The 24,767-nt window shown below is 42.2% G+C and carries 26 protein-coding genes; 12 read left to right on the top strand and 14 right to left on the bottom strand.

The window, feature by feature from the left end; translation table 11 throughout:
- The coding region (locus F973_RS15035; RefSeq protein WP_004760734.1) for a beta strand repeat-containing protein at positions 1-6,065 on the top strand (6,065 nt) is incomplete at its 5' end.
- 57 nt (positions 6,066-6,122) lie between these two features.
- On the opposite strand, the gene F973_RS06420 is transcribed toward F973_RS15035, so the two are convergent.
- On the bottom strand, positions 6,123-6,458 hold the full coding sequence (locus tag F973_RS06420; protein WP_004760735.1) for a protein tyrosine phosphatase family protein: 336 nt from the start codon (positions 6,456-6,458) through the stop codon (positions 6,123-6,125).
- Positions 6,459-6,581: 123 nt separating this feature from the next.
- Between F973_RS06420 and F973_RS06425 the strand changes: the two genes are divergently transcribed.
- Genes F973_RS06425 through F973_RS06435 form a run of 3 tightly spaced genes read left to right on the top strand, consistent with a single transcriptional unit; the run spans position 6,582 to position 8,331 of the window.
- Positions 6,582-7,478 (top strand): alpha/beta hydrolase, encoded by an 897-nt coding sequence (locus tag F973_RS06425; protein ID WP_004678462.1) that lies wholly within the window; start codon positions 6,582-6,584, stop codon positions 7,476-7,478.
- A complete protein-coding gene (trxC, locus tag F973_RS06430) occupies positions 7,479-7,916 on the top strand; it encodes a thioredoxin TrxC (RefSeq protein ID WP_004760736.1) in 438 nt (145 codons plus the stop codon). It abuts the gene before it with no gap.
- A gap of 1 nt (position 7,917) precedes the next feature.
- Positions 7,918-8,331, top strand: coding sequence for an acyl-CoA thioesterase (locus F973_RS06435; RefSeq protein WP_004678459.1), 414 nt, complete (start codon positions 7,918-7,920; stop codon positions 8,329-8,331).
- A 49-nt stretch (positions 8,332-8,380) separates the two neighbouring features.
- On the opposite strand, the gene F973_RS06440 is transcribed toward F973_RS06435, so the two are convergent.
- On the bottom strand, positions 8,381-8,875 hold the full coding sequence (locus F973_RS06440; protein ID WP_004678458.1) for a DUF4442 domain-containing protein: 495 nt from the start codon (positions 8,873-8,875) through the stop codon (positions 8,381-8,383).
- A gap of 14 nt (positions 8,876-8,889) precedes the next feature.
- Complete coding sequence (locus F973_RS06445) at positions 8,890-9,378, bottom strand: YajQ family cyclic di-GMP-binding protein (protein WP_004756136.1); 489 nt, start codon at positions 9,376-9,378, stop codon at positions 8,890-8,892.
- A 90-nt stretch (positions 9,379-9,468) separates the two neighbouring features.
- Between F973_RS06445 and F973_RS06450 the strand changes: the two genes are divergently transcribed.
- Positions 9,469-9,783 carry a rhodanese-like domain-containing protein gene (locus F973_RS06450; RefSeq protein ID WP_004678456.1) on the top strand — a complete coding sequence of 105 codons (315 nt, stop codon included), beginning with the start codon at positions 9,469-9,471 and terminating at the stop codon, positions 9,781-9,783.
- 69 nt (positions 9,784-9,852) lie between these two features.
- Here the strand turns inward: F973_RS06450 and mnmC are convergent, their stop codons facing one another.
- Genes mnmC through F973_RS06470 form a run of 4 tightly spaced genes read right to left on the bottom strand, consistent with a single transcriptional unit; the run spans position 9,853 to position 13,154 of the window.
- Positions 9,853-11,751 carry a bifunctional tRNA (5-methylaminomethyl-2-thiouridine)(34)-methyltransferase MnmC2/FAD-dependent 5-carboxymethylaminomethyl-2-thiouridine(34) oxidoreductase MnmC1 gene (mnmC, locus tag F973_RS06455; protein ID WP_004760737.1) on the bottom strand — a complete coding sequence of 633 codons (1,899 nt, stop codon included), beginning with the start codon at positions 11,749-11,751 and terminating at the stop codon, positions 9,853-9,855.
- 18 nt (positions 11,752-11,769) lie between these two features.
- On the bottom strand, positions 11,770-12,213 hold the full coding sequence (locus F973_RS06460; RefSeq protein WP_004760738.1) for an SH3 domain-containing protein: 444 nt from the start codon (positions 12,211-12,213) through the stop codon (positions 11,770-11,772).
- Positions 12,214-12,216: 3 nt separating this feature from the next.
- Positions 12,217-12,519, bottom strand: coding sequence for a YciI family protein (locus F973_RS06465; protein ID WP_004760740.1), 303 nt, complete (start codon positions 12,517-12,519; stop codon positions 12,217-12,219).
- A 23-nt stretch (positions 12,520-12,542) separates the two neighbouring features.
- Positions 12,543-13,154, bottom strand: a complete 612-nt coding sequence (locus F973_RS06470; RefSeq protein ID WP_004678451.1) for a septation protein IspZ — start codon at positions 13,152-13,154, stop codon at positions 12,543-12,545.
- A gap of 45 nt (positions 13,155-13,199) precedes the next feature.
- Between F973_RS06470 and F973_RS06475 the strand changes: the two genes are divergently transcribed.
- Positions 13,200-14,051: a PHP domain-containing protein gene (locus tag F973_RS06475; RefSeq protein WP_004760741.1), complete on the top strand. Its 852-nt coding sequence runs from the start codon at positions 13,200-13,202 to the stop codon at positions 14,049-14,051.
- A gap of 357 nt (positions 14,052-14,408) precedes the next feature.
- Here the strand turns inward: F973_RS06475 and F973_RS06480 are convergent, their stop codons facing one another.
- Both F973_RS06480 and radC read right to left on the bottom strand, forming a co-directional pair.
- On the bottom strand, positions 14,409-15,320 hold the full coding sequence (locus tag F973_RS06480) for a bestrophin family protein (protein ID WP_004760743.1): 912 nt from the start codon (positions 15,318-15,320) through the stop codon (positions 14,409-14,411).
- Between the two features lie 44 nt (positions 15,321-15,364).
- Entirely contained in the window at positions 15,365-16,099 is a 735-nt protein-coding gene (gene radC / locus F973_RS06485) for a RadC family protein (RefSeq protein WP_004760744.1), read from the bottom strand.
- Between the two features lie 114 nt (positions 16,100-16,213).
- Between radC and coaBC the strand changes: the two genes are divergently transcribed.
- A complete protein-coding gene (gene coaBC / locus F973_RS06490; protein WP_004760746.1) occupies positions 16,214-17,470 on the top strand; it encodes a bifunctional phosphopantothenoylcysteine decarboxylase/phosphopantothenate--cysteine ligase CoaBC in 1,257 nt (418 codons plus the stop codon).
- 21 nt (positions 17,471-17,491) lie between these two features.
- Here coaBC and F973_RS06495 read toward each other — a convergent pair whose 3' ends face one another.
- Positions 17,492-17,983, bottom strand: coding sequence for a phospholipase C/P1 nuclease family protein (locus F973_RS06495; RefSeq protein WP_004760747.1), 492 nt, complete (start codon positions 17,981-17,983; stop codon positions 17,492-17,494).
- A gap of 144 nt (positions 17,984-18,127) precedes the next feature.
- Between F973_RS06495 and F973_RS06500 the strand changes: the two genes are divergently transcribed.
- Together F973_RS06500 and F973_RS06505 are read left to right on the top strand one after the other, a co-directional pair.
- Positions 18,128-18,967: a bifunctional transcriptional activator/DNA repair enzyme AdaA gene (locus F973_RS06500; protein ID WP_004760749.1), complete on the top strand. Its 840-nt coding sequence runs from the start codon at positions 18,128-18,130 to the stop codon at positions 18,965-18,967.
- On the top strand, positions 18,954-19,562 hold the full coding sequence (locus F973_RS06505) for an alpha-ketoglutarate-dependent dioxygenase AlkB family protein (RefSeq protein WP_004760750.1): 609 nt from the start codon (positions 18,954-18,956) through the stop codon (positions 19,560-19,562). Before F973_RS06500 ends, F973_RS06505 begins: the two co-directional genes overlap by 14 nt.
- 298 nt (positions 19,563-19,860) lie before the next feature.
- Here the strand turns inward: F973_RS06505 and secB are convergent, their stop codons facing one another.
- The 4 genes from secB to rsgA all read right to left on the bottom strand — a co-directional run bounded on the left by secB (position 19,861) and on the right by rsgA (position 22,188).
- A complete protein-coding gene (secB, locus tag F973_RS06515; protein ID WP_004681803.1) occupies positions 19,861-20,319 on the bottom strand; it encodes a protein-export chaperone SecB in 459 nt (152 codons plus the stop codon).
- A gap of 27 nt (positions 20,320-20,346) precedes the next feature.
- Positions 20,347-20,607 carry a glutaredoxin 3 gene (grxC, locus tag F973_RS06520; RefSeq protein WP_004681801.1) on the bottom strand — a complete coding sequence of 87 codons (261 nt, stop codon included), beginning with the start codon at positions 20,605-20,607 and terminating at the stop codon, positions 20,347-20,349.
- An 11-nt stretch (positions 20,608-20,618) separates the two neighbouring features.
- Entirely contained in the window at positions 20,619-21,035 is a 417-nt protein-coding gene (locus tag F973_RS06525; protein ID WP_004760751.1) for a rhodanese-like domain-containing protein, read from the bottom strand.
- A gap of 94 nt (positions 21,036-21,129) precedes the next feature.
- Positions 21,130-22,188, bottom strand: coding sequence for a ribosome small subunit-dependent GTPase A (gene rsgA, locus F973_RS06530; protein WP_004760753.1), 1,059 nt, complete (start codon positions 22,186-22,188; stop codon positions 21,130-21,132).
- A gap of 124 nt (positions 22,189-22,312) precedes the next feature.
- Between rsgA and orn the strand changes: the two genes are divergently transcribed.
- The 3 genes from orn to F973_RS06545 all read left to right on the top strand — a co-directional run bounded on the left by orn (position 22,313) and on the right by F973_RS06545 (position 24,653).
- On the top strand, positions 22,313-22,867 hold the full coding sequence (gene orn / locus F973_RS06535) for an oligoribonuclease (protein WP_034432460.1): 555 nt from the start codon (positions 22,313-22,315) through the stop codon (positions 22,865-22,867).
- 106 nt (positions 22,868-22,973) lie between these two features.
- Positions 22,974-23,708, top strand: a complete 735-nt coding sequence (locus F973_RS06540; protein ID WP_004760756.1) for a Bax inhibitor-1/YccA family protein — start codon at positions 22,974-22,976, stop codon at positions 23,706-23,708.
- Positions 23,709-23,849: 141 nt separating this feature from the next.
- A complete protein-coding gene (locus F973_RS06545) occupies positions 23,850-24,653 on the top strand; it encodes an enoyl-ACP reductase FabI (protein ID WP_004760758.1) in 804 nt (267 codons plus the stop codon).
- The last annotated feature ends 114 nt before the right edge of the window (positions 24,654-24,767 follow it).

Below are 24,767 nucleotides of genomic sequence, written 5' to 3' on the forward strand. Positions count from 1 at the left end.
CTCAAGCGGCAGTGGATGCTCTGGTTGCATCAGGAATTGGTATTGGCGCATCAGCCATTCAGGCGGATGGCAGTGGTACCATCACCCAAAATATTAAAGTCAATATTTTATCTGCGGCCACACAAGGTGAAGTTGCATATTTGACTAGTGATAGTGACCGTACAATTGCCACAACAGGCGGAACGTCAACCATTACCGTTAAAGCTTTTAATAGTGATGGCACAGCCTTAGGCGGTAAAACAGTTAAATTGAACCTAAACAATGTCCCAGCAGGTCTGGATGTTAAGGTTGATGCCGCAACGAAAACAACGGCTGCGGATGGTACAGCTCAGTTTAACGTGACCTATACGGCACCAACAGTTTTAACACCTGAACAGATCAAGGCATTATTAGCAGGCATTCAAGCCCTTGCAACGTATACCAATAGTGCAGGCAAGAATACTACTCAGAGTACTATGCTACAGTTCTATGCTGATCAAGTGAATATTCAGCGTATGGACTTGGTGGTTGAAAAAGGCTTGGCTTTAGTCGTAAACACTACGACATCACAGGAGTTATTAACAACCGTCACCTTAAAAGATAAAGATGGTAATCTGATTAAAAACCGTCAAGTGACAGTATCACTGGATGATCTAGGTACAGATAACAACATCCTATTTACAAGTGTGAATTTTAAAGGCGTGATTGGTGGTTCAACTGTTGTTTCAACAGATGCCAATGGTCAGGCAGTGGTGACACTGGAAGTTCATCCAGATACTCAGAAAGCAGTTGATGCGCTTGTTGCCTCGGGGATCGGTATCCGTGCTGCGGCAGTACAAGGTGATGGTTCAGGCACAGTGACGCAAAGCTTAAAAATCAATGTGTTATCTGAGGCATCTCAAAATGAAGTGGGTTATTTAACCTCTGAGAGTAATAACACGATTGCCACAACAGGTGGTTCATCGATTATTACGGTGAAAGCCTTTAGTGCAGACAATAAAGCACTGAGTGGTAAAGCGGTTAAATTAAGCCTGAATAATGTACCAGCAGGTGTCAATATTCAAGTTGATCAAGCCAGCCAAACAACAGATGCAACAGGTAGTGCTAAATTTAATGTGACTTATAATGCCTCTACCAGTTTAACCCCTGAACAGATCAAGGCGTTGCTGGCTGGTATTCAGGCAAGTGCAACCTACACGACTAGCGCAAATAAGGCAATTACACAAAATACCGTCATCCAGTTCTATGCGGATCAAGTCAATATTCAACGTATGGACTTGGTGGTTGATAAATCAGCTTTAGTGATGAATACCACAGCGGCACAAACCGTTAAAACCACAGTCACCTTGAAAGATCGCGATGGTCAGGCCATTAAAAACCGTCAAGTGACCTTGGCCCTGAATGCAGAAGCTGTCCAAAATGGCGTGAGCTTCGCTGCTGCTGGTGGTTTAATTGCGGTTTCAACTGATGCAAATGGTCAAGCGGAAATTATTTTAAGTATCAATCCAACCTCTCAAGCGGCAGTGGATGCTCTGGTTGCATCAGGAATTGGTATTGGTGCATCAGCCATTCAGGCAGATGGCAGTGGTACCATCACCCAAAATGTTAAAGTCAATATTTTGTCAGAAGCATCTCAAAATGAAGTGGCGTCCCTAATTACTGAAAGTAACAATGCGATTGGTACCGCAGGTGGTACATCAACAATTACTGTTAAAACATTGAATAGTGATGGTAAGGCACTAGGTGGTAAAGCGGTTAAGTTAAGTCTGAATAACGTGCCAGTTGGTTTGGATGTTAAAGTTGATACTGCAACTCAAACAACTGCTCTGGATGGTACAGCACAGTTTATCGTGACTTATACTGCACCAACTAATTTAACAGCTGAACAGATCAAGGCATTGCTGGCTGGTATTCAAGCCAATGCGGTCTATACCACCAGCACCAACAAAAATATCACACAGAGCACCATGTTGCAGTTCTACGTTGATCAGGCAAATATCCAGCGTATGGACTTGGTGGTTGATAAAGCCGCATTGGTTGTGAATACTACAGCTGCACAAACGGTTAAAACTACGGTTACGCTCAAAGACCAAAATGGTCAGGTGATCAAGAATCGTCAAGTGACCTTGGCGTTGAATGCAGAAGCTGTCCAAAATGGCGTGAGCTTCGCAGGTGCGACAGGTGGCCTTGTTGTAGTTTCAACGAATGCCAACGGTCAGGCGATTATTGATTTAAATGTCAATCCAACAACTGAAAATGCAGTGAATGCCTTAATGGCATCGGGAATTGGTATCACTGCTTCCGCAGTACAATCTGATGGTAGTGGGACAGTTACACAAAATACCAAAGTAAGCATTAGCTCTGAAGCAGTTGGTTATATGACTGTGAACAGTTCTGGACTGATTGCGACAACTGGCGGTACTTCAACCATTATCGTTAAAGCGTTTAATAGTACAGGTACAGCTTTAAGTGGTAAAACGATTCAGTTAGGCCTTAATAATGTGCCAACAGGTTTAGATATTAAACTTGATATGGCAAGCAAACCAACAAATGGCAATGGTGAAGCAACATTTACGGTGACTTATAATGCAGCAAAAGTTTTAACACCTGAACAGATCCAGGGCTTATTGTCAGGGGTTCAAGTGATTGCAACGTATACCAATAATAAAGGTATTAATACAACGCAAAACATGACGCAACAATTTGCGATTGATCAAGTCAATATTCAGCGTATGGACTTGGTGGTTGAAAAACCTAGCTTGGTAATGGATACCAGCACACCTCAAACAGTTTTGACCACAGTCACTTTAAAAGACAAAAATGGTAATTTGATTAAAGGTCGCCAAGTAACTTTAGCGATTGATAACTGGGGTGTTGATAATAACATCATTAGAAATAGCGTTAATTTTAAAGATGTTATTGGTGGATCAACCGTTGTTGAAACAGATGCAAATGGTCAGGCTGTTGTTGTCTTAGAAGTTAAAACTACGACGAAAGAAGCAGTAGATACTTTGGCTGCATCAGGCATTGGTATTAGTGCGTCAGCTACGCAGGGTGATGGTTCTGGTACATTTACACAAACAACCCAAATCAATGTAAGCTCTGCTGCTACATTATCAGAACTCAGTTATTTAACACTGGATAATGTAAATGGTGCAATTAAGACAACAGGTGGCACAACAACTCTTATAGTAAAAGCCTTTAATAACAAGGGCAAGGCGCTTGCAGGTAAGTTAATTAAACTTGCTTTAAATAATGTTCCAGCAGGTTTGACGATTAACGTCACCCCAACAAATCAAACAACAGGAGCTGATGGTTCAGTAAACTTTACTGTAACTTATACTGCTCCAGCAAACTTAAGTGCTGAACAAATTAAAGGTTTATTGGCAGGTGTGCAGGCAACGGCAACTTATACTCATGATGCAGGTACAAATGTGACACAAAATACGGTGTTACAGTTTGTAGCAGATGAAGCAGAAGTTGCTAAAGATGCACAACGTGTAGAACTGGTGACTTCAAAAGGTATTGTTACTGCTGATAATGATACTTTCACCTTTACCACGAAAGTATTTGATAAAGATGGTAACCCACTCAAGGATAAATTAGTCGGCTTTGGTTTAAATGCTGCAGCGACTGCAAATGGTGTAACCTTTGTGGGTGGTGCAAGTAAAAAGACAGATGTAAATGGCAATGCAACCTTTACAGTAAACGTAAAAGCTGGCAATGATCAAATGATTGAAAATTTGGTTGCTAATGGTATTACACTTGCTGCATCTGTTGTACAAGCTGATGGTTCTGTACTGAGCCAAACCATGCAGGTGATGGTGAAAGCTCCAGTTGCAAAAGATGTTGTAGCATTAACCACAACATTGTCAGAGCCAGTAATTTCAGTTTTAGGTGGTACAAGCATTGTAGCTGTTAAGGCTGAAGATGCGAATGGCAATCCTTTGGCAAATAAAGAAATTAATTTTGGTTTGGCGGCAGGTTTAAGTTCACGAGTCAAAGTGGATAAGACCAGTGCGACAACCAATGTAAATGGTATCGCTTATTTTACTGTGACGGTAGAGAATGGTGATAGCATTGATCAACTGTTAGTTGAAAAAGGTATTACTTATGCTGTTTCAACCTATAACAATAACAGTACGACGCAGCCTGTTGTTACTCAAGTTGGTAGAGTGAATGTTTCTGTGCCAACAGAAGCAATGAACCTAAGCATGAATACATCAAAAGATGATTTATTGGCAAGTGGCGATACTTCTGAAGTGTTTGCTAAATTAGTTGATAATACGGCAACAGGGATTAAGAGTTATCCTGTAACATTTAATGTGATTGATTCTGCATTAAATGGTGTGACGATCAATGGTCAAGAAACGGCTGTTATTACAACTGACACAAGTGGTAATGCAAAAGTCACCCTGAAATTAACTAAAATTACAGGCAAGCAATATACGGACTTATTGGCAAATGGTGTAGATGTTCGTGCTTCAATTACTTTACCGAATGGGGTTGTTCGTACCCAAACAGTTCATTTTAATGTGAATCAGCCAAGCAGTAATTACCATCTTGTATTTAGTAATGTCAGTAAGTCAGCCATGGATGTGAATGGTGATCGTTCAATTGTGACGGTGACGTTGTTGGATCGAGCTAATCAACCTGTACGCAATCAGGAAGTCACACTTGCAGCAAATAATGCAGGTGGATTAACTATTGGTAATCCTGGTTCTAGTGGTCCAGTCAATACAAGTGGTGGGCCAGTAACAGTCAAAACGGATTCAAATGGTAATGCTTTCTTCTCTGTTGCTATTAATGGAGCAACTGTAGATAAAGACTTATTATTGGCAAGTGGTATTGAGTTAACAGCAACGAATACGGATGAAATTGGTGAAAAAGCCACTCAAATTTATCGTATTGCAACAGTTGATAATTCAGGTACAACAACAGTACAACCTGCTCGATATTCTTTACGTATTGCAGCAAAACCAACCATGAGTGTACGTGATGACACAGCAGATGTTACTGTGACTTTACTTGATACGAATGGTGGTGGTGTTTCTGGAAAATATATTACGCTAGGTCTTACTGATTTTGCTCGCAATGGTGCTGTTATTGTTGGTGCTTCAGGTTTAACCACTGATGCGAATGGTCAGGCTGTGTTTAAAATCAAGGTAGATGAAAATGCACGCCGAAATTATACAGCTACCGAATTCGTTAATGATGATTTGCATTTGACAGCACGCTTTAGTGAAACAGGCTATGCCGATGCCACACAAATCTCAATGATTGATATCGTACAGGCTGCAGTACAAGCACCTGTTGCTTCAATTGTAATTGGTGTCAATCCAACAGAAGTCGCATCTTCAAGTGATGGAGTTTATTACACCAAGAATATGTCTGTGAGTGTGGTTGATTTTGATGGTAAGCCATTAGCTAATCAAGTCGTCACTTTAGATTCTACACCACTGACGTATATCAAAGGACGGAACTTATGGGCATTGGCTCCGAAAGCTGGTTCTGATCCAGCACAGAAATGGGTGTTTGCAGGGCAGCCATACTATGATGGAGCTATTACGCAGGATACTGCAAATATCTATACAAATGCTGGAGTAAGAAGACATAATAACTATACACCGTCTGATACAACGGATGATGTGATTGTAAGTAATATTTATCTGGATTCTTTTGGTCGACCAGTGAATAGTAATGGTACAGTAACTGATTTAACAGATGATGTTCTGCTCAATCCAGCATCAAATAATGTCCATGCATGTGCAGCAGACCCAGCAGGTACGGCTGTGGGAGCGAATAATACGCCTGTGAAAGTGGTGACGTTTGTGAGCCAGTCTGGTGCCGAGCAAAATACATTTACCACTGATGCTAATGGTAAGTTTGACTTTGCCATGCGTTATCCAAAAATCTATGCACAGTGGTTAACAGTGCAGGTAGGAGCATCAGCAACTGTTGCATCATTACCAAATCGTACGACTTATAGTTTAGGTCTAGCTTCACTAGCAAGTGATTATTCTAGTGATGGTACATATTCACCAAATGAAGTTAGTCCTTATGGTACATCATTCACTTGTCCATAATGCCTGAATGAAAAAATGGAAGCTTTCGAGCTTCCATTTTTATTTGAAGATTTTTTATTAATCCTCCAACAAATCCATTTGCTTGGCTAACTGATACAGATTGTTAGAACGATTCCCAGTACGGCAGAACATCAGGATTGGCTTGGGTAATTCATTATAATGGTTTGCAAATGTGCGAACATCCAACTCGGTAATCTGACCTGCAACAACTGGTTGGTAAACATAATCCAAACCTGCGTTACGTGCTGATTCTTCAATCTGTGCGCTGGTTGGTTGTTCAGGACCGCCCTCCAAATCAGGGCGATTATTGATTATGGATTTGAATCCTTTTTCAACCACTTGTTCTACGTGTTCAGGGCCGATTTGACCCGCAAAACCAACATTCTCTGACATCTTGTCACTCCAAAAACAAACAAAACATTTTATGCTCTATCATAGCATTAAGCTTGATCTTGAGTTTAAATGTCTATAGTAAATAAATCATGATAAGTCATAAGATAAAGCATTGGAGCGCGCATGCACACCTATACAGTTGAGCCGTTGTATGTTCCTAGTGGCGAAGAAACCATAGCAGCAGATTTCTACCTACCAAAGACCAATATTAAACCTGCCGTCATTCTTATGGCGCATGGATTTGCGGGTTTGCGTCAATTCAAACTGGTTCAGTATGCACAACGTTTCGCTCAGGCAGGTTATGCCGTTATCCTGTTTGACTATCGTTATTGGGGTGGCAGTACAGGGAAACCACGGGAATTGGTTTCACTTAGTGCTCAACTGGATGATTGGAAAACCATTGTTCAATATGCTTCGAATTGTAAATTAATTGATAGTCGACGTATTATTTTATGGGGAACTTCTCTAAGCGGTGGATATGCGCTTAGTTTAGCCACTGACCTTAAAAATATTCAGGCCGTGATGGTACAAGTACCTTATGTAGATGGCGCTGAAACAGCAAAATTATACCCATTACAACGTTATCCAGAGGCTTTAAAGCGTTCTAGTCAGGATTACATGGGGTCTAAGATGGGTTTAGACCCTAAAACTTTGCCAGTTGTAGATCAGCATAAACTATGCTTTTTACCGACCTCCGATAGTTATTATGGTTATCATTCGATTGTAAATCCTGACTATTATTGGAGTGGTGAAGTTCCTGCACGTGTATTTTTTAATTTAATGCGCTATCGTCCAATTCAATTTGTACGCAAAATTAATATTCCTGTTTTGTTTATTGCTGCGAAACATGATTCTTTGATTCCAATTGCATCCAGTCGTGAAGCTGCGACCAATATTGCACCATTTGTAAGCTATCATGAGTGGGATATGAAACATTTTGAGGTTTATCACGGTTCATGGTTTGAAAAAGCAGTCACAACCCAATTAGAATTTTTACATCAACATATCGGAGTGATGTAAATGATTATTGTCTGTGCATCCTGTGGTGCAAAAAATCGTGTACCTGAAGAAAAATTGGCCGTTCATCCAAACTGTGGGCAATGCCATCAGCCATTGCTAACTTTAGCGCCAATTGAACTCAATGAACAAAACTTTAGTCAGTTTATTGCCAATACTGATTTACCTGTGCTGATCGATTTATGGGCAGAGTGGTGTGGACCTTGTAAGATGATGGCTCCCCATTTTGCCCAGGCGGCAAAGCAAAATCCGTATGTGGTTTTTGCCAAGATTGATACCGAGGCAAATCCACGTTTAAGTGCTGCATTTAATGTTCGCAGTATTCCGACTTTGGTCTTAATGAATAAGACGACTGAATTGGCCAGAATAAGTGGTGCATTAAGAGCACCAGAACTTCAGCAATGGTTAAATCAGCAATTACAGCACCATCAAGGACATTAACATGACTGAACGTTCAAATCATCCAGAAGGGGTTTTATCCTTGCAGAATATTGCTATGCCAGCAGATACAAACTGGAGTGGTGATGTTTTTGGAGGATGGATTGTTTCACAGATGGATCTCGCAGGAGCGATTCATGTTGAACGTTTGAGTAAGGGACGATGTGCAACCATTGCGATTAATGAAATGACTTTCCTTGTGCCTGTTAAGGTTGGAAATGTGATTAGTTGCTATACTAAAATTTTGAAAGTCGGCAATACTTCCGTACAGGTGCAAATCGAGGTATGGAATAGTCACGACAATTCACGTGAACCGATTCGAATTACTCAAGGTGTTTTTACATTTGTTGCTGTGGATGTGAATGGTAATAAACGACAAATCTCAGAACAAATTAAGCAAGATTTTTTAGCAAGCTGATAAAACAATAAAGCCCAAATTGAATTGGGCTTTATTTTAAAATCTAAGATTATTTTTTACGTTTTGGTAACCATGCCCAAAGCATTTGGCATTGGATCGGCTCGTTACCAGAATCATCAATAACGGTCACAGGAATCAATAACTCGCCTTTTTCATTGTCAGCGATAAACTTTTGTTGATCGGCTGATAATGTTGCGTTTGCCGTTAAACCACCCTGTGCAACCTTTAAATAGTCTACGTGCAGTGATTTGATCAACAAAATCCGATCATCAGGAATATGTAGACCTGTTAGGAAACCCGTTGCCGTTTCAGCGAGTAAGGCCATTGCTGCTGCGTGAACCCCTTTAATATGATTTTGCATATTACGTTGGTTTTCAATGCGCACAGTGACATGGTCTTTATCGACTTCCAAATAGCGAATGTTTGCAGTGCCCACCATTGGAACAACTCGTCCAAAGGCTTTGCTCCATAATGTACTGCGAATACCTTTTGGAAATTTAGAAGTGGTTTTAACCAGCGTATAAAGACGGTTATCTTTTGCCATAGTGAACCTATTGCTTAGTCTTTGAAATTATTAAATTGAAGCGGTAGACCAAATTGCTGTTCACGTAAAAAGTTCATGACCTGTTGCAAAGTATCACGCTTTTTATCAGTGACACGGATTTTGTCTCCTTGGATAGAAGATTGCACCTTGATGCCACTTTCTTTAATGGCTTTATTAATTTTTTTTGCGGTATCTGAGTCAAGTCCATCTTTCAGCTTGATCACTTGGACCACATTTTTACCAGAAGCAGTCGCTTTTTGTGGATCTAAAGCTTGTACATCAATCTTACGTTTATAGAAGTGATTTTCAAGCATGGTATAGACTTGTTCACATTGGAAGTCACTTTCAGTTGAGATTTTGATTTCTTTATTTTTTTCATTTAACTCAATTGAAACGTCTTGTCCACGAAAGTCAAAACGTGTTGCAATCTCTTTTTCTGTATTTTGTACAGCATGATTGACTTCAAATAACTCTAATTCAGAAACAATATCAAAAGAAGGCATGGTTAGACCTTTACAAAGGGAAAGAATATTTGAGATGCTAAGGGTGTTTTCTTCATTTGCCAAGTGTTGTTTACATCAAAGGAGTGCACAATGATCCGTAAACAAGAAATTACAACATTTGAGTTCCCAGAAGGCGCAGTCATTTGGGATGTCCGAGATGCCAAAGCTTATGCAGAGGCACACGTCAAAGGGGCGTTGAATCGTCCAATTGCTGAATTAACTGCGGATAGTTTGACTCAGGTTGCAGCGGATCAGCCGATTTATATTCTATGTGGTGGTGGTAGTAAAGCACCACGCGCAGCAGAGCTTTTAGACGGTTTAGATGATTCTCGTGAATATGTTGTATTGATGGGCGGTACACGTGCGGCACGTGATGCTGGCTTAGCTTTAGAACAGGGCGCATAGATCAGTTAAATTTGCCAAAATACTTGGGTATTTTGGCAAATTTAAAGAATGAACAACTAAAATAACAATTTACCCAGAATAATAAGGTTTTTTAGCTTTTAATTTCTTTTCAAATCTTTGAGGATTTAATTTATCCAATAAACTTTGAGGAACTGGGCAAAGTTCACCTAAAATTAATGCTGCCAAGATTTCACTACATAATGGCGCAAATAAGAAACCTTTCGATCCTAAACCAGCAAAAGTATAGATTTGACCAAGATTTTGTATTTTCCCAACTAAGGGGAGATAATCCAAACTTTGTGCCCGCACAGATGCTCGACCTTGCCAAGTATCTACAGAGGGAAGTCCTTGCGCATATTTTGGAAAGACATTGTGGATAAGTTCGTAGTTATGCACATGGTCTTCTGTTAGCACTTCTGCATCATCCCGATTAGGATAAAAAGATGCGCCTAGAATCAATTGAGCAGTATCCAGTTGCATGCAATAGCCGCCATAACTATAAGCCTGATCCAGTGCTAAAGGCCGCTGGCTATTCTCAACCCAGCTGACTTGTCCTCGAATTGGCTTTAAGACAGGATAATTTTCAAATAACTCAGCACTTTGTTTAGCACAACAGACAATCGCATGATCCGTTATGGCAATTATTTGTTGGTCTTGCCAGAGTGTAACTTGGCTATCAGTCGACTCTAATCGAGAAATTTTTACTTTTTCTATTCGAATATTAGCATGTTGTAAAATCTCATCACGTAACTGATGAGGGGAAACTGCACCTGCCTGATGTAAAGTGAGGCTTGGAAACTCTGTTTCAGGAAAGCATTCAAGCGTTGTATTTGCAGTTAAAACGTTTTCAGGATATTGCTCAACTAGACCTGATAATTCATCCGCATTTTTTAAGGCAATCTGCTGTATTTGAATCGGTCTAAAAGCCTTGAATTGTGGATAAAAATTCAAGGCATGTTGCCAACTCAAGGTCATCAAGTGTTCATGCGCCTGTTCAATTGGGCATAGTTTTGGATTGAGCAACGCCAGTGGATTGCCAGATGCACCTGAAAGCGGCTCATTTTGCTCGTAGATCGTAACTTGATGTCCTCGTTGAGCAAATGCCCACGCTGAGCTTAAACCTGCGATTCCTGCGCCAATGATGGCGATTTTACGTTGCTTTGATGTTTCGGACTTTGGTGGAGCTGCAATAGTTGTTTCTGAATCTTGCGACTGGGTTTCAGTTTGGGAGGTATCTAGCCAAATCGCCTTGAGCATTTCTCGTTTATGACCAAAACCTCGTGGACGGCTGATTTGGATGCCGTGTTGTTTAAGCCCACGTTTGATTATGCCTGCGACACTAAAGGATGCGAAAGTTGTTCCAAAATCAGATAAACGCACCATATGATCTAAGACATTTGCTTGCCACATATCTGGATTACAAGATGGGGCAAAACCGTCCAAAAACCATGCATTCACTGTTTGGGTTTTGGGAATCGTTGGAAAAATATCCTGAGCATCACCTAGCCATAAATCAATACTAAAACGTTCTTCAGGAAAACTTAAGCGATGACAACCTGCAATTGGCAAGGGATATTGCTGAATCAGTTTTTCTGCTAAAGGTTTGAGTTCAGTCCAAACATTCAGTGCACGGATCAAATCAGCTTTATTTAATGGAAATTTTTCAACGCTGACAACATGTAAATGGCTGTGATTATCTAAGCGAACTTGTTGCCAGAGTTGCCACAGGGTCAAAATATTGAGTCCTGTACCAAAACCAGTTTCACCTACACAAAAATATTGATAATCATGTAATTGAGAAAGGCGTTCGGTTAAATCATTGCCATTTAAAAATACATGTCGGGTTTCAAGCAAACCATTGTCTTTAGAGAAGTAAACATCACCGAATTGCTTAGAAATAGGAATTTCGATGTCATCGACTATTTCCCAGTCTAATTCAGCAGTTTGCAATTTTGATGAGTGAGACATAAATAAAGAAATCGTGTTTTACCACTGACGGCGGCGTTTAGTGTGAACATAACTGGCAATAAAGAAACCTAGAATGACACCGACCGCAATGGTCATCGCGCCATAAAGGAACATTTGGGCACTGCGTTCACTTTGTAGAACCTGCACCTGAACAGTAAGATTGTCATTTTTGAGTTGTAATTCTTGATTTTGCGAGAGCGCTTCAAGATTGGCATTTTCAAGTTGTTTTAGGCGATTGGCTTGATCTTGAACCAATGCTTTGACTTTGGCTTCTTGTTGCTGTTTTGCCTTGGCAATTTGTTCAGCCGTTAAAGGCTTTGCTGCCGTGCCAGTCACATTTGTAGCAGTGGCTGTAACAGATGATTTCGGTTGTACTGCTGGTGTGGGAGATGGAGGTTCAACGGCCCATACGCTTGAGCTGAATAAACAAAAAGCGAATAGACTTTTAACGGCAACTTGCATGATTTACCCTTTTGGAAAAGCTTTGTTGAAAGGTTTTACTTCAATCTTTGCGTAAATCCCTTCTTTTAAAAATGGCTCTTCCTGAATCCATGCATCCACTGCCTCACGAATCTCAAATTCAACAATGATGGTGCTGCCTAAAAATCCAGCCTGTGGATCATTCGGGTCTTTTGGATGCGCACCCGCAGCAATTAAGCGACCCTCATCATCCAGCTTTTGTAGACGCTCTACATGCTGGGGGCGAATTGCTAAACGTTTTTCTAAGGTACCTTCGTGATCAGTACAGGTCAGCACAAAATATGGCATAGTAGTCGCTCAAATGATTCAGGTTAGTCAGTGGCTTTAAAATGCTTTCTTAAGCAAATCAGTATAACAGCAAGGTAACTGATAGAAACGATAATATCGCCGAAAGCCGTGAATTCGCCCCAGTATTTTCCCTGCATAAATACAAAGCCAAAGAAGAAATGCAGTGACGCCAACAAGAAGAACTGCCCACACCATGCCCAGTTTAGACGCATCCAGCCTTTTGGTGTCAGTTCAAGCAACGAACCCAAAAGTTTTTTAATAATCGGTTCACGTTCTTTGTTAAACAGGGGCGTAACCAGAAAACCTATTCCAATCCCGATATTGATAATGACCGCTTTCATTTTGATATAGGTCACATCACTGAATGCCAGTGTAATTCCACCAAAAACCACTGACATGACAACGATAAACCACTGCATTTTTTCCAGTTTGAACTTCTGGAAAAAGAACAGGCAACCATAGACCACAAGGGTCGAGATCAGTAGCGCACAGGTCGCAACCAGAATATGGTTTTGATCAGTATTTCCTGCACTGCCCACAAGCTCCAGTAATGGATGGTGACTATCTTTGGGGTCGGTGGTTTTATAAAAATAAAAGAAGATAATCAGCGGGAGGTAGTCGAGCAACGCTTTCATGTTACAGTACAGTGGTGAAATAGGTCAGATAGCATAATACAAAGCATGTTCGGTGTCGATTTACATACGCATAGTTTCATTTCAGACGGTACCTTGTCTCCTGAACAATTGGTACAGGCTGCGGTTGACTTAAAAATAAAGATGCTTGCCGTGACAGATCATGACACGATGGACGGTGTGGCAAGGGCGACAGATTATGCTCAACAGCATGATATTCAAATTATTTCTGGTGTGGAAATTTCCAGTCAGTGGTCACGTCCCAGCACTAAAAAGAGTTATGGAGTGCATATCGTTGCATTGAATATGCTGGATGAAGTTCCGATCAAGGTAATGCTGGAAAACCAGAAAAAAGTGCGGGCTGAGCGGGCAAAACTGATTTGTGAGTTATTGGAAAAATGTATCGGTTTTGATATTTATCCAGATATATTGGCAAAAGTGGATGGTCAGGCAGATCGGGTGACGCGAACCCATATTGCCAAGACTCTGGTTGAAAAAAATGTTGTCGCTCGTCCTCAACAGGCATTTGACCGTTTCCTGAAAGAGGGCAAAAAGGCTTTTGTCAAATTTGATGGGGTAGGTTTAAAAGAGACCATTGATGTGATTCATGCCAGCCAGGGCTTTGCAGTCTTGGCACATCCGACCCGTTATGATTTGTCTGCAACCAATATCCGTTATTTGATTCAGTTATTTGCTGAGTTTGGTGGTGATGCGGTTGAGCTTCCTGCCAGTAGTGAAGCGCTTTCTACGCGACACATGGTGGATCGGATGATTCAGGAATATGGTTTAGCGGTTTCAATTGGCAGCGATTTTCATGGAGACAACATGCCGTGGATTAAGCTTGGTAATACCCCAAAAGTTGCTGATGGACAAAAAGGGGTGTGGGAAAGTTTTAGATGATAATGGAATGAAAAAGTTAGAAATATTTTTGATCAATTATATTCTTCATGATTCTGTTATGGAGAGCGCATTGGATGCCTCATGGATTTCCATTGTTCTATACTACGACTGCCAAATAATATCTTGAGTCTGCTGGTTCTTAATGGTCAGGTATTGCTTTTGTGAGAACATTAAAAGCTTGGTGAAGAAAATTGTTTCCATCAGCTTAAGTTGGTTTTCATCCAGTGGTATTTGAAAATTTTGTTGTTTAAGCCAAATGCACAATCGTGTCTCTGTTTGAGAAGTGCCGATTTCAACTTTTGAATATTGTTATATCGACACTTTTTATATTGACCACATAAGTGAAAAAATCATAATTTACAATAAATTATGATTATTCGCCTGAATTGGTGGTGGTGTTGGACGGCCTAAGGTACTCAATAATTCAATTTCAATGGTACGTACCATTGCATCCAGTGGCAGGTCATTACTCTGAGTACCGAAAGGCTCTTCAATTTCTGTACTTAAGGCATCGAGGCCTAGAAAGGTATAAGCCAAAATTCCAACCAAGAGGGGTGTCACCAAACCCAGTAAAGAACCCAGGCTAAAAGGCAACATAAAGCAGAAGAAATAAACGGTTCGGTTCAGCAAAACTGAATAGGCAAAAGGAATTGGGGTATTGGCAATCCGATCACAACCCGTATGCATTTCACTTAAGGCCGCGACATGGTGATTCATCTGCGTATAAATAATATCGGAGATTTCCCCATCTTTCAGGGCCTGTAACAGCTCCCACTGGATCAGGCTCAGGGTATATTGTGGCGCATTGTGCTGCTGGTAAAGCTGGTTAAGCGCCTGCTGGCTTAAACCACTGGTTTCTGTCAGTTCAGTTGGGTTGGCGGTTTGATGGCGTAAACGGTCGCGTAACACATTGGCAAATACAATCACATGCTGAATTACACGTTCACGCCGTGCCTGGGTCAAGATTCGGCAATCGCGGTCAAAGTGTCGTGATGTGGCAATCAAAACGCCCCAAAGTTTACGTGCTTCCCACCAACGGTCATAGCATGCGGTATTTTTAAAACCAAGGAAGATAGAAAGCACAACACCAATCAGGGTAAAGCCGACAAGGGGGATTTCAGGGAAGCGGTATAGATCAATATATTCAATTCCACCAATAATGGCGGAGATCAACATGACAAAACCAAGAGAGGGTAAAATTTTGGGTAAAATCGTCCCACGCCATGAAAATAAAACCTTAAAAATACTTGGCTGGTCACGGACAATCATGTTGTTTGAATCATTAATTTTATCTGCTGATGTTCCTGTTTGCTCTAGGCTTTGTCAAGATCAGATTGCTTGATTCTGGCAGGTTTGAGTAGTTGTTGCTCAGAAAAGGAAAAATGGTTTTCAGGTGAAATAATAAAGTGATCAAGCAACTGGATTTCAAGTAAAGAGCAGGCTTGTTTCAGTTGCTGGGTGAGGTAAATGTCTTCGGGTGAGGGCTGGGCAATGCCATAAGGATGATTATGTGCAATCACGATTTGGCAGGCCTGTTGCTGAAGCACATAACGCAAGGTCTGGTTAATGGATACACTGCAACTATGCTGTGATCCAAAAAACAGTTTCTTAAAATGCAGTTTCCTGAGCTCAGCATCCAGACACAGCACCGCAAACACTTCCTGTTTTTCACCTTGCAGTTCATAGCGTAGATAGTCAAGCACCAATGTAGATGTATTTAGGCAAAGCCGTTGCTGGTGAAAGTAATTATTCAGATAACGCCGTCCAAGTTCCTTTACCGCCATCAGTTGTGCGTATTTGGTATCGGCAATGCCGTTAAACTGGGAAAGTTCTTCAAGTGATGCATCAAAAATTGGGTTGAGTCCACCAAAATGCTGGATCAGAATACGGGCAAGCTCAACCGCCGAGTGCTGTCTGGAGCCTGAGCGTAGGAAAATCGCCAGTAACTCGGCATCGGATAAACTCTGCGCCCCCTGTGATAATAAGCGTTCCCGTGGTCGTTCTTGTTCTGGCCATGCCTTGATGGACTGTTTTATGGATTGATTCATGCTGAATATTCACGTTCATTTTATTGTAGTGTATGTTTTTCCGAGCGCATGGCTTGGGTATGACTGTATTTAATGCTATTGTGAGCGCCACTGCAACAGCAAGGTATCCTGTTTGTGAGCTTCGATCTTAGTGTTATTCCTCATAAAAACATTATATTGGCGGTTACGGGTGGCATTGCTGCTTATAAAAGTGCCATTGTGGTTCGTCGTCTAAAAGATTATGGCTTTGATGTCCGTGTGGTGATGACACAGGGCGCACAGGCTTTTATTACCCCGCTTACTTTTCAGGCCCTTTCAGGTAATCCAGTGCATACTGAACTGCTTGACCCAGAAGCCGAAGCAGGCATGGGGCATATTGAGCTGGCACGCTGGGCAGATTTGATTCTGGTTGCGCCTGCAAGCTGTGACAGCATTGCCAAGTTTGCCAATGGCTTGGCGGACGATTTGCTGAGTACTTTATATTTAGCCACCAAAGCACCTGTCTGGGTTGCGCCTGCCATGAACCAGCAAATGTGGGCAGCCAAGGCGACACAGCGCAACTTGCAAACACTGGTAGAAGACGGTGTGCATGTGATTATGCCAGATGCAGGTGAGCAGGCGTGTGGTGATGTCGGGTTGGGGCGTATGCCCGAACCTGAGGACTTGGCGCGTCAGGTGGCGGCTTATTTCCATAAAGCCCAGCGTGCTATTGCAGAAAAGTTTGGTTTATTGGCGGGTAAACGTGTCACCATTACCGCTGGCCCGACCCGCGAAGCGATTGATCCTGTACGTTATATTTCCAACCACAGCACTGGAAAAATGGGCTTTGCCTTGGCGGCAGCCTGTTATGCCGCAGGGGCAAAAGTGACTCTGGTGGCAGGGCCTGTCAGTCTGGATACTCCAAATGGTGTGCAACGTATCAATGTCAGTTCAGCCATGCAAATGCTGGATGTCAGCATGAATCAGCTTAAAGAAGGTTGTGATATTTTTATTGCGACGGCGGCAGTTGCTGATTATCGTGTGGCACAGGTTGCAGAGCATAAAATCAAGAAAGCAGGCGATGAGCTTGCGGTATCCTTGGTGAAAAATCCTGATATTGTGGCAACGATTGCCCAGCAACAGCAGCGTCCATTTATGGTTGGTTTTGCCGCTGAAACCCAGAATGTTGAGGAATATGCCGCAGGCAAACTGGTCGCGAAAAAGCTGGATATGATCGCCTGTAATGATGTGTCGCGCCCTGATATTGGTTTTGCATCTGATGAAAACGCCATGACGGTGTTCTTTGCCCAGTCCTATCACATGAATAAGCGTGAACTGGAAAAAGCCTCAAAACAGGAAATCTCACAACAATTGGTTGAGTCTATTGCCGATGCGTTGCGTCGTCGTTTATAAAAAGCCTGGGAGGGCGTGTGTTTACGCCCTCTTTTTTTTAAATTTGAGCTGATATAAGCAAATGGATGTGCCAACCATTGCCATAAAAATGCAGCTATAAAAAAGAGCAGAATAAGAAATTAAATTCGATAAAGGATTTTTTAAAATCCACGGATAAAAGAAATACACATCGTGATGCATAAAGGCATCCAGTAAAATATGGCTATAGCTTCCGATCAAGGCACTGGCTGCGGCGGTTTTCCACGAAATTCTCCAACCTCCATATTTTAGGATGAATCGTAACACCCATTCACTGATGGGCTTGCCGATCAAAAAAGCCAGACAGCCAATTAAGCTTGCACCCAATAGATTGTGCGTGATGATATGTAAATATTGCCAGCCATAGATCATGCCAAATAGCGGTTCCAGATCCATCAGGATTTGTGTGCCAGCGAAAATCACAAAGCTAAAACGTTGTGGTGCGATGGCTTTACAGCAGGCACCCACACCCAAATGTAAGGGGGTAAACGGCATAATTGATGCTCTTGTTGTTTTATTGATCTTTAGATATTTGCCATCATAAATGAGGATGTTGATAAATGAATAGCATCTTTCGGATTTTCTTGGCGCAAGAAGCTTGTTAGTGTGGAGAGACAGCAGCAATTAGAGGATAGAGAAATGCAACAGCAGCGTACTTATGATCGTATTGCTCAAGCGATTGCCTATATCCAGCAAAATTTTCAGCAGCAGCCGCAACTGGGTGAAGTGGCAGCACATATTCATCTCAGTCCAGCACATTTCCAGCGTTTGTTTACCGATTGGGTGGGAACCAGCCCTAAAAAATTCCTGCAATACACCAGTGTTGAATATGCCAAAAATATTTTAAAACAACAGGGCAGTGTGCTGGATGCGACCTTTGAGACAGGACTTTCCAGTACCAGTCGTTTGCATGACCTGTTTATCCAGATTGAGGGCATGACCCCAGCCGAATATAAACAGGGCGGACAAGATTTAATAATTCATTATTCCTTTGCTGAAACCTTGTTCGGTGAGGTGCTGGTTGCTTCCACACATAAAGGCATCTGCACATTAAGCTTTGTGGAAGATCAGGTGGAAGCATTGCAACAATTGAAATTACAGTTTCCTAAAGCTCAGCTTGTTGAGCAAATAGATGAATTTCAGACTAATGCGCTGGCTTTCTTCCAAAAAGACTGGGAAAAACTGCCTGAAATTAAACTGCATCTAAAAGCAACCGATTTTCAACTGAAAGTCTGGCAAAGCCTGCTTCGGATTCCAATGGGACGGCTTTCCACCTATGGGCAGATTGCGCAAAATATAGACCATGCCAAGGCAGCCCGTGCGGTGGGCACAGCGATTGGCAGTAATCCCGTGGCTTTCCTGATTCCATGCCATCGGGTGATTCAGTCCACGGGTCTTTTGGGTGGCTATGAATGGGGAACCCTAAGGAAAACAGCGATGATTGGCTGGGAGGGAGCACAGACACATGCAATTGTTTGATATTGAGGCTGACCCAAGGCATAACCATTTACCCTATGATGGAACGGTACAGTATTATGGCAAAGTCATACAGGAAATGGTCGCTGATGATTATTTTGAAAAGTTGATGCAAAACATTGCTTGGGAAAATGATCAGGCCATTATCTTTGGTCGGCAGATTACCACCAAAAGAAAAGTGGCATGGTATGGTGATCAGGCTTATGAATATACCTACTCCAATGTCAACAGATATGCCTTGCCGTGGACGGTTGAACTGCTTGAGTTAAGGCAACGGGTGCAGCAGTTGACAGGTGAGCGCTTTAATTCATGTCTACTGAATCTTTACCATACAGGTGAGGAGGGAATGGCCTGGCACAGTGATGATGAAACCGACTTGAAGAAAAATGGCGCGATTGCATCACTCAGCTTTGGTGCGGAACGGAAATTTGCCTTTAAACATAAACAAAGCAAGGAAAAGGTGGAGCTGTATCTGGAACATGGCAGTCTACTGGTGATGAAAGACACCACACAAAGCCACTGGCTGCACCGTTTGCCCCCCACTAAAAAAGTAACAACTGCTCGTATCAATCTGACCTTTAGAACGATTGTTGAGTAATATCATCAGTGGTTAAACATAGTGATAAAGCTCAACGTCCGTAAAAGTCTGGTTAAATGCCTCGATCAGGTGATTAATCTGTTCAGCCTGATCTGGAACCAGCATCCAATAAGGGTTTTCATTCGAGATTAATAACAGTGCCAGCCCATGTTGTTCTGCAACCGTATAGATGTTTTCAAAGAGGATGGTATAGATATGTTCGGTAACATCAGGCTCATTTTATCTTATCCATATCGTTCTCATTATAAAATAATAAAAAACCACAGCAGGTGCTGTGGTTTTTTGCGCGCTTAAAGCGTTATGCCTGACCTTGGGCATCACCTTCAGCTTGTAGACGCTGCATATTGGCTTCAAATTCAGCATCAAAGTTAATTGGGGTAAGCAACAATTGTGGAAAGCTACCCTTGGTCACTAGATCATTCACTGCTTCACGCAAGAACGGGAACAGGATATTCGGGCAGTAAGCACCCAGAACGTACGGAAGACGATCTTCCTCCACGCCATCAACCAGGAAAATCCCTGACTGGGTCACATCAACAATGAATGCGGTCTCACTTTCATTGGTGGCCTGAACCACAACTTTTAAAGAAACTTCATAATGATTTGGATCAATCTTTTCTGCCGCAGAAGATAAATTGATGTTGAGTTCTGGCTGCCACTGCTTGGTAAATACCTGTGCGCCTGGAACTTCAAAAGAAATATCTTTGGTGTAAATACGTTCTAATGCGAGTTGTGGTTGAACTTGTTCTTCGCTCATTGTTTTTCCTTAAATCATGGAGTGTTGTTAAGCTAATAATTGGTCGAGTTTCCCTTCACGCTCTAAGGCATAAAGTTGGTCAAAACCACCGATAAACTGGTCTTTGATAAAAATTTGAGGCACGGTACGGTGATTGGTACGTTGCATTAACTCAATACGAACTTCAGGCGCCTCATTGGAAAGGTTAATTTCCTTATAGGCAACACCCTTACGCTCAAGGAGCTGTTTTGCTCTCACACAATATGGGCAAGAAAGCGTTGAATAAATGGTGACGTTTGTATCGGTCATTTTATTTCTCCTTAAGCTTTGGTTTTGCTTTTAACTAAGGGTAAGCCCTGGGCTTTCCAATTGCTGACACCACCATCTAGACGGTAGCTGTCGGCATGGCCGACTTTCTGCAATGCGGAGCCTGCAACTTGCCCTAGGTTGCAAATAAACACCAATGGACGGTCACTTGCTTTTAATTCATCAACATGGCTTGTGATTTGGCTGTATGGAATGTTGCGGCTGCCACTGATGTGGCCATCACGGAAATCCTTAGCATCCCGTAGATCGATCAGCATGGCATTTTTTGCCTTGACCAAAATACCGAGTGATTGTGGTGAAATTTTACGACCATTGCGCTGACCCTCTAAAATGAAGAACAGCACGATGAGCACACCGAGCGTACCAAACAAAAAGGGGTGGTTCCCCATAAACTCTAACCAGCGTTCCACAAGTCACCTAAAGTTAAAATCAAAATTGACCCTGAGTATAACTTATCTCTATGGTGATCAAAAATGTTAGTTCAAGGGTAAAAACCCAAGAAAACTAACTTTTTTGCTGGGCTTCCTGAATTTCATCCATTAGGCGTAGATAGCTGTCCAAACGTCTTGGTAAAATCTCACCTGCATCAACTGCCTGTTTTAAGGCACAATTTTTCTCATGGCTATGGGTGCAGTTACGGAACTGGCAATGGCCCAGATGGGTTTCAATCTCAGGAAAACCTGTTCGCACCTTTTCCAGGCTCAAATGCCACAGACCAAATTCACGGATTCCTGGGGAGTCAATCAGTGCGCCGTTTGTTCCAAATTTAATCAAACGGGTTGAGGTGGTGGTGTGTTGTCCCAGTGCCGAGTTTTCGGAAATGACATTGGTCTTCTGTGCCGCATCTGGAACAATGGTGTTAATCAATGAGCTTTTACCCACGCCTGACTGACCAACAAATGCAACCGTTTCATTGTCGATTCGTGCTGAAAGTGCGGATAAATCACCTTTTGCATGACAAATCAGGGTTTCATAACCCAGAGCTTCATATTCACTGAGCATGGTTAGGATTGGGTCATTTTCAGTGAGCAGGTCTGATTTGTTCAGTACCAGCAATGCAGGAATGTTGGCATCGGCACAGGCGACCAGATAACGGTCAATCAGTGTGGGTGCGGGTTCTGGCAGTGGTGCGAACACAATCACAATCAGGCTGATATTGGCGGCAACGGGTTTTACCTTGTGGTAGCGGTCTGGGCGGGTCAATAATGATTGTCTTGGATAAATCGCGGTGATAATCCCTAGGCCTGTATTTGGGTCGGCCTGCCATTTCACACGGTCACCTGTCACCAGCAACTCCAGGTTGGTACGGGTATGACAGCGCCAAATACTGTCCAGTTCAATCGGTTTCCAGAATGGTTCAGGTTCGCCCTCTGCCACCTGTGGTTTTTCAGGGTGCTGTTCAGGTATGGACAGGGCTTGTACTTCGAGTTGACGGCCATAATGCTGAACAACCAGCCCATCTAAATCCTGCGACGTGTCAATATCATCCTGACGCGATTTATGCTGTTTTTCAATACGGCGCTGCTGTTGCTCGGTTAAACGACGCTTACGAATTAAAGCCATTCATATCCCAGAAAATCCACATGTTGAAGACCGCAAAAATAGCATGAAGCCGCTATGGAATTACAGCCAAGATGTAATTAATTTGCTACTATTGGTGTTTTTAAGCACTTTAGAATCAGCATTCATGAGCAGTACCCCTGATACACGATTAATCTGGATCGACCTGGAAATGACAGGCCTTGATACCGATAACGACAAGATCATTGAAATCGCAACCATTATTACAGATGATCATTTAAATATTCTGGCTGAAGGGCCTGTTTTGGCTGTACATCAATCTGACCTGATCCTGAACGCAATGGATGAGTGGAATACCAGGCAGCATGGACAGTCGGGACTGATTGAACGGGTGCGCCGCAGTAAACTCACCGCTCAGGATGTAGAGCAGCAAACGCTGGAATTTCTGAAAAAATGGGTCAATCCAAAATCATCACCCATGTGTGGCAACTCGATTTGTCAGGATCGCCGTTTCCTGCATCGTTTAATGCCTGAACTGGAACAGTTTTTTCATTACCGCAATCTGGATGTATCTTCAGTCAAGGAACTGGCGAAGCGCTGGAGACCTGAAATCATGAGTGGTCTCAAGAAAAATGCCTCACATTTGGCGATGGACGATATTCGTGATTCGATTGCTGAATTAAAATATTATCGTGAATACTTTTTTATTATGAATAAATAAATTAAGGGGCATAAGCCCCTTTTTTTATGTGAATAAAAGATTTGGGCCTGATCAAAAAATCGCTTAAACTCGGTTTTTTATTGCCAACTATAAAAAGAGGGTGTACATGCAAAGTCATAATCCTATTTTAACTCGGGTGGAAACCTACAGCGATTTGGCTGAGCCAATGACCATTCAGGGGGCAATTCAGAAGTCAGTGCTTTTAACTGTGATTGCCGCTGTTTTAGGTATCGCATTGTTTTTCTATTGTGCCATCACTGCAAACCTGTCCATTGCCTATGCGGCCGCGATTGTCGGGGCTGTGGGTAGTTTTATTCTGGCCTTGATCACGACATTTAAAACCAATACCGCACCAGCTTTGGCGATTCCCTATGCCTTGTTTGAGGGAGCTTTCTTAGGTGGTATCTCCTTTATTTTCCAGTTGAAATTCCCTGGTGTTCCTTTACAGGCATTGCTTGCCACTTTTGTAACCACACTGGTGTTATTTGGGCTGTATAAATTCCAGATTATCCGTGCCACCGAAAAATTCAAGGCGGTTGTAATTTCAGCCACTATTGCCATTGCGCTGGTTTTTGTGGTGCAGATCATTCTACGCTTGGCATTTGGCTCAAGCATTCCTTATATTTTTGAAAGCAACTGGCTGGGCATTGGTTTTGCCGCCTTTGTTGCGGTGATTGCCTCACTCAACCTGATTCTGGATTTTGACCTGATTGAGAGTGCCGCGGCACAGCGTGCGCCTAAAGCATTTGAATGGGTATGTGCGATTGCTTTACTTGCAACTTTAGTGTGGATGTACTATTCATTCATGCGCTTATTAAGCCTAATTCAAGGTGATGATTAAATTTAAATTGATATAAAACATAAATCGTCTTCATATGAAGGCGATTTTTTTATGCAAGATTGTAAAAAAGGTGGATTATGCAATTCCGAAAAATCAGGAATGTTGGCATGATGTGGTGAAAATTTTTCGAGTGAGAATAAGATGTCACAAGGACTTTTAGCTGGTAAACGTTTTTTAATTGCGGGGATTGCAAGTAAACTCTCTATTGCTTACGGTATTGCGGCTGCCTTGCATCGTGAGGGAGCTGAACTGGCGTTTACCTATCCAAATGAAAAGCTAAAAAAACGTGTTGATGACTTTGCAGCACAGTTTGGTTCAAATCTGGTTTTTCCTTGTGATGTTGCGGTTGATGCAGAAATTGACAATACTTTTGTTGAGTTAGCAAAACACTGGGATGGTTTAGATGGTGTTGTGCATTCGATTGGTTTTGCACCTGCACATACGCTAGATGGTGACTTTACCGACGTAACGGATCGTGAGGGTTTTAAAATTGCACATGACATCAGCGCTTACAGTTTTGTGGCAATGGCACGTGCTGCCAAGCCGTTGTTACTTGCCCGTCAGGGCTGTTTATTGACCCTAACTTATCAAGGTTCTGAGCGTGTGATGCCAAATTATAACGTGATGGGTATGGCAAAAGCATCTTTAGAAGCGGGTGTTCGTTATTTAGCACTAAGCTTGGGTAAAGAGGGGATTCGTGTGAATGCGATCTCTGCGGGCCCAATTCGTACTTTGGCTGCATCTGGTATCAAATCATTCCGTAAAATGTTGGATGTGAATGAAAAAATCGCGCCGTTAAAACGTAATGTCACGATAGAAGAAGTAGGCAATGCAGCATTATTCCTTTGTTCGCCGTGGGCTTCGGGTATTACTGGTGAAATTTTATATGTCGATGCAGGGTTTAATACTGTTGGTATGAGCCAGTCGATGTTGGATGATGAATAATTAGTTTGCTCTAAATTATTGAATAAAGCCGCTTTTATAGCGGCTTTGTTTTTCAAGATTGTGAGATCTTCAAATTATAAAGTTGGGGTTAAGGCGGCGCGAAGCGTCCGCCTT

The organism is Acinetobacter sp. CIP 102129 (assembly GCF_000368305.1).
Taxonomy (GTDB): Bacteria; Pseudomonadota; Gammaproteobacteria; order Pseudomonadales; family Moraxellaceae; genus Acinetobacter; species Acinetobacter parvus.

Bases quoted from the DNA above. Each gene is read 5' to 3' on its own strand.
- F973_RS06420 (WP_004760735.1), bottom strand. From the start codon at position 6,458: ATGTCAGAGAATGTTGGTTTTGCGGGTCAAATCGGCCCTGAACACGTA.
- F973_RS06425 (WP_004678462.1), top strand. From the start codon at position 6,582: ATGCACACCTATACAGTTGAGCCGTTGTATGTTCCTAGTGGCGAAGAA.
- trxC (WP_004760736.1), top strand. From the start codon at position 7,479: ATGATTATTGTCTGTGCATCCTGTGGTGCAAAAAATCGTGTACCTGAA.
- F973_RS06435 (WP_004678459.1), top strand. From the start codon at position 7,918: ATGACTGAACGTTCAAATCATCCAGAAGGGGTTTTATCCTTGCAGAAT.
- F973_RS06440 (WP_004678458.1), bottom strand. From the start codon at position 8,875: ATGGCAAAAGATAACCGTCTTTATACGCTGGTTAAAACCACTTCTAAA.
- F973_RS06445 (WP_004756136.1), bottom strand. From the start codon at position 9,378: ATGCCTTCTTTTGATATTGTTTCTGAATTAGAGTTATTTGAAGTCAAT.
- F973_RS06450 (WP_004678456.1), top strand. From the start codon at position 9,469: ATGATCCGTAAACAAGAAATTACAACATTTGAGTTCCCAGAAGGCGCA.
- mnmC (WP_004760737.1), bottom strand. From the start codon at position 11,751: ATGTCTCACTCATCAAAATTGCAAACTGCTGAATTAGACTGGGAAATA.
- F973_RS06460 (WP_004760738.1), bottom strand. From the start codon at position 12,213: ATGCAAGTTGCCGTTAAAAGTCTATTCGCTTTTTGTTTATTCAGCTCA.
- F973_RS06465 (WP_004760740.1), bottom strand. From the start codon at position 12,519: ATGCCATATTTTGTGCTGACCTGTACTGATCACGAAGGTACCTTAGAA.
- F973_RS06470 (WP_004678451.1), bottom strand. From the start codon at position 13,154: ATGAAAGCGTTGCTCGACTACCTCCCGCTGATTATCTTCTTTTATTTT.
- F973_RS06475 (WP_004760741.1), top strand. From the start codon at position 13,200: ATGTTCGGTGTCGATTTACATACGCATAGTTTCATTTCAGACGGTACC.
- F973_RS06480 (WP_004760743.1), bottom strand. From the start codon at position 15,320: ATGATTGTCCGTGACCAGCCAAGTATTTTTAAGGTTTTATTTTCATGG.
- radC (WP_004760744.1), bottom strand. From the start codon at position 16,099: ATGAATCAATCCATAAAACAGTCCATCAAGGCATGGCCAGAACAAGAA.
- F973_RS06495 (WP_004760747.1), bottom strand. From the start codon at position 17,983: ATGCCGTTTACCCCCTTACATTTGGGTGTGGGTGCCTGCTGTAAAGCC.
- F973_RS06500 (WP_004760749.1), top strand. From the start codon at position 18,128: ATGCAACAGCAGCGTACTTATGATCGTATTGCTCAAGCGATTGCCTAT.
- F973_RS06505 (WP_004760750.1), top strand. From the start codon at position 18,954: ATGCAATTGTTTGATATTGAGGCTGACCCAAGGCATAACCATTTACCC.
- secB (WP_004681803.1), bottom strand. From the start codon at position 20,319: ATGAGCGAAGAACAAGTTCAACCACAACTCGCATTAGAACGTATTTAC.
- grxC (WP_004681801.1), bottom strand. From the start codon at position 20,607: ATGACCGATACAAACGTCACCATTTATTCAACGCTTTCTTGCCCATAT.
- rsgA (WP_004760753.1), bottom strand. From the start codon at position 22,188: ATGGCTTTAATTCGTAAGCGTCGTTTAACCGAGCAACAGCAGCGCCGT.
- orn (WP_034432460.1), top strand. From the start codon at position 22,313: ATGAGCAGTACCCCTGATACACGATTAATCTGGATCGACCTGGAAATG.
- F973_RS06540 (WP_004760756.1), top strand. From the start codon at position 22,974: ATGCAAAGTCATAATCCTATTTTAACTCGGGTGGAAACCTACAGCGAT.
- F973_RS06545 (WP_004760758.1), top strand. From the start codon at position 23,850: ATGTCACAAGGACTTTTAGCTGGTAAACGTTTTTTAATTGCGGGGATT.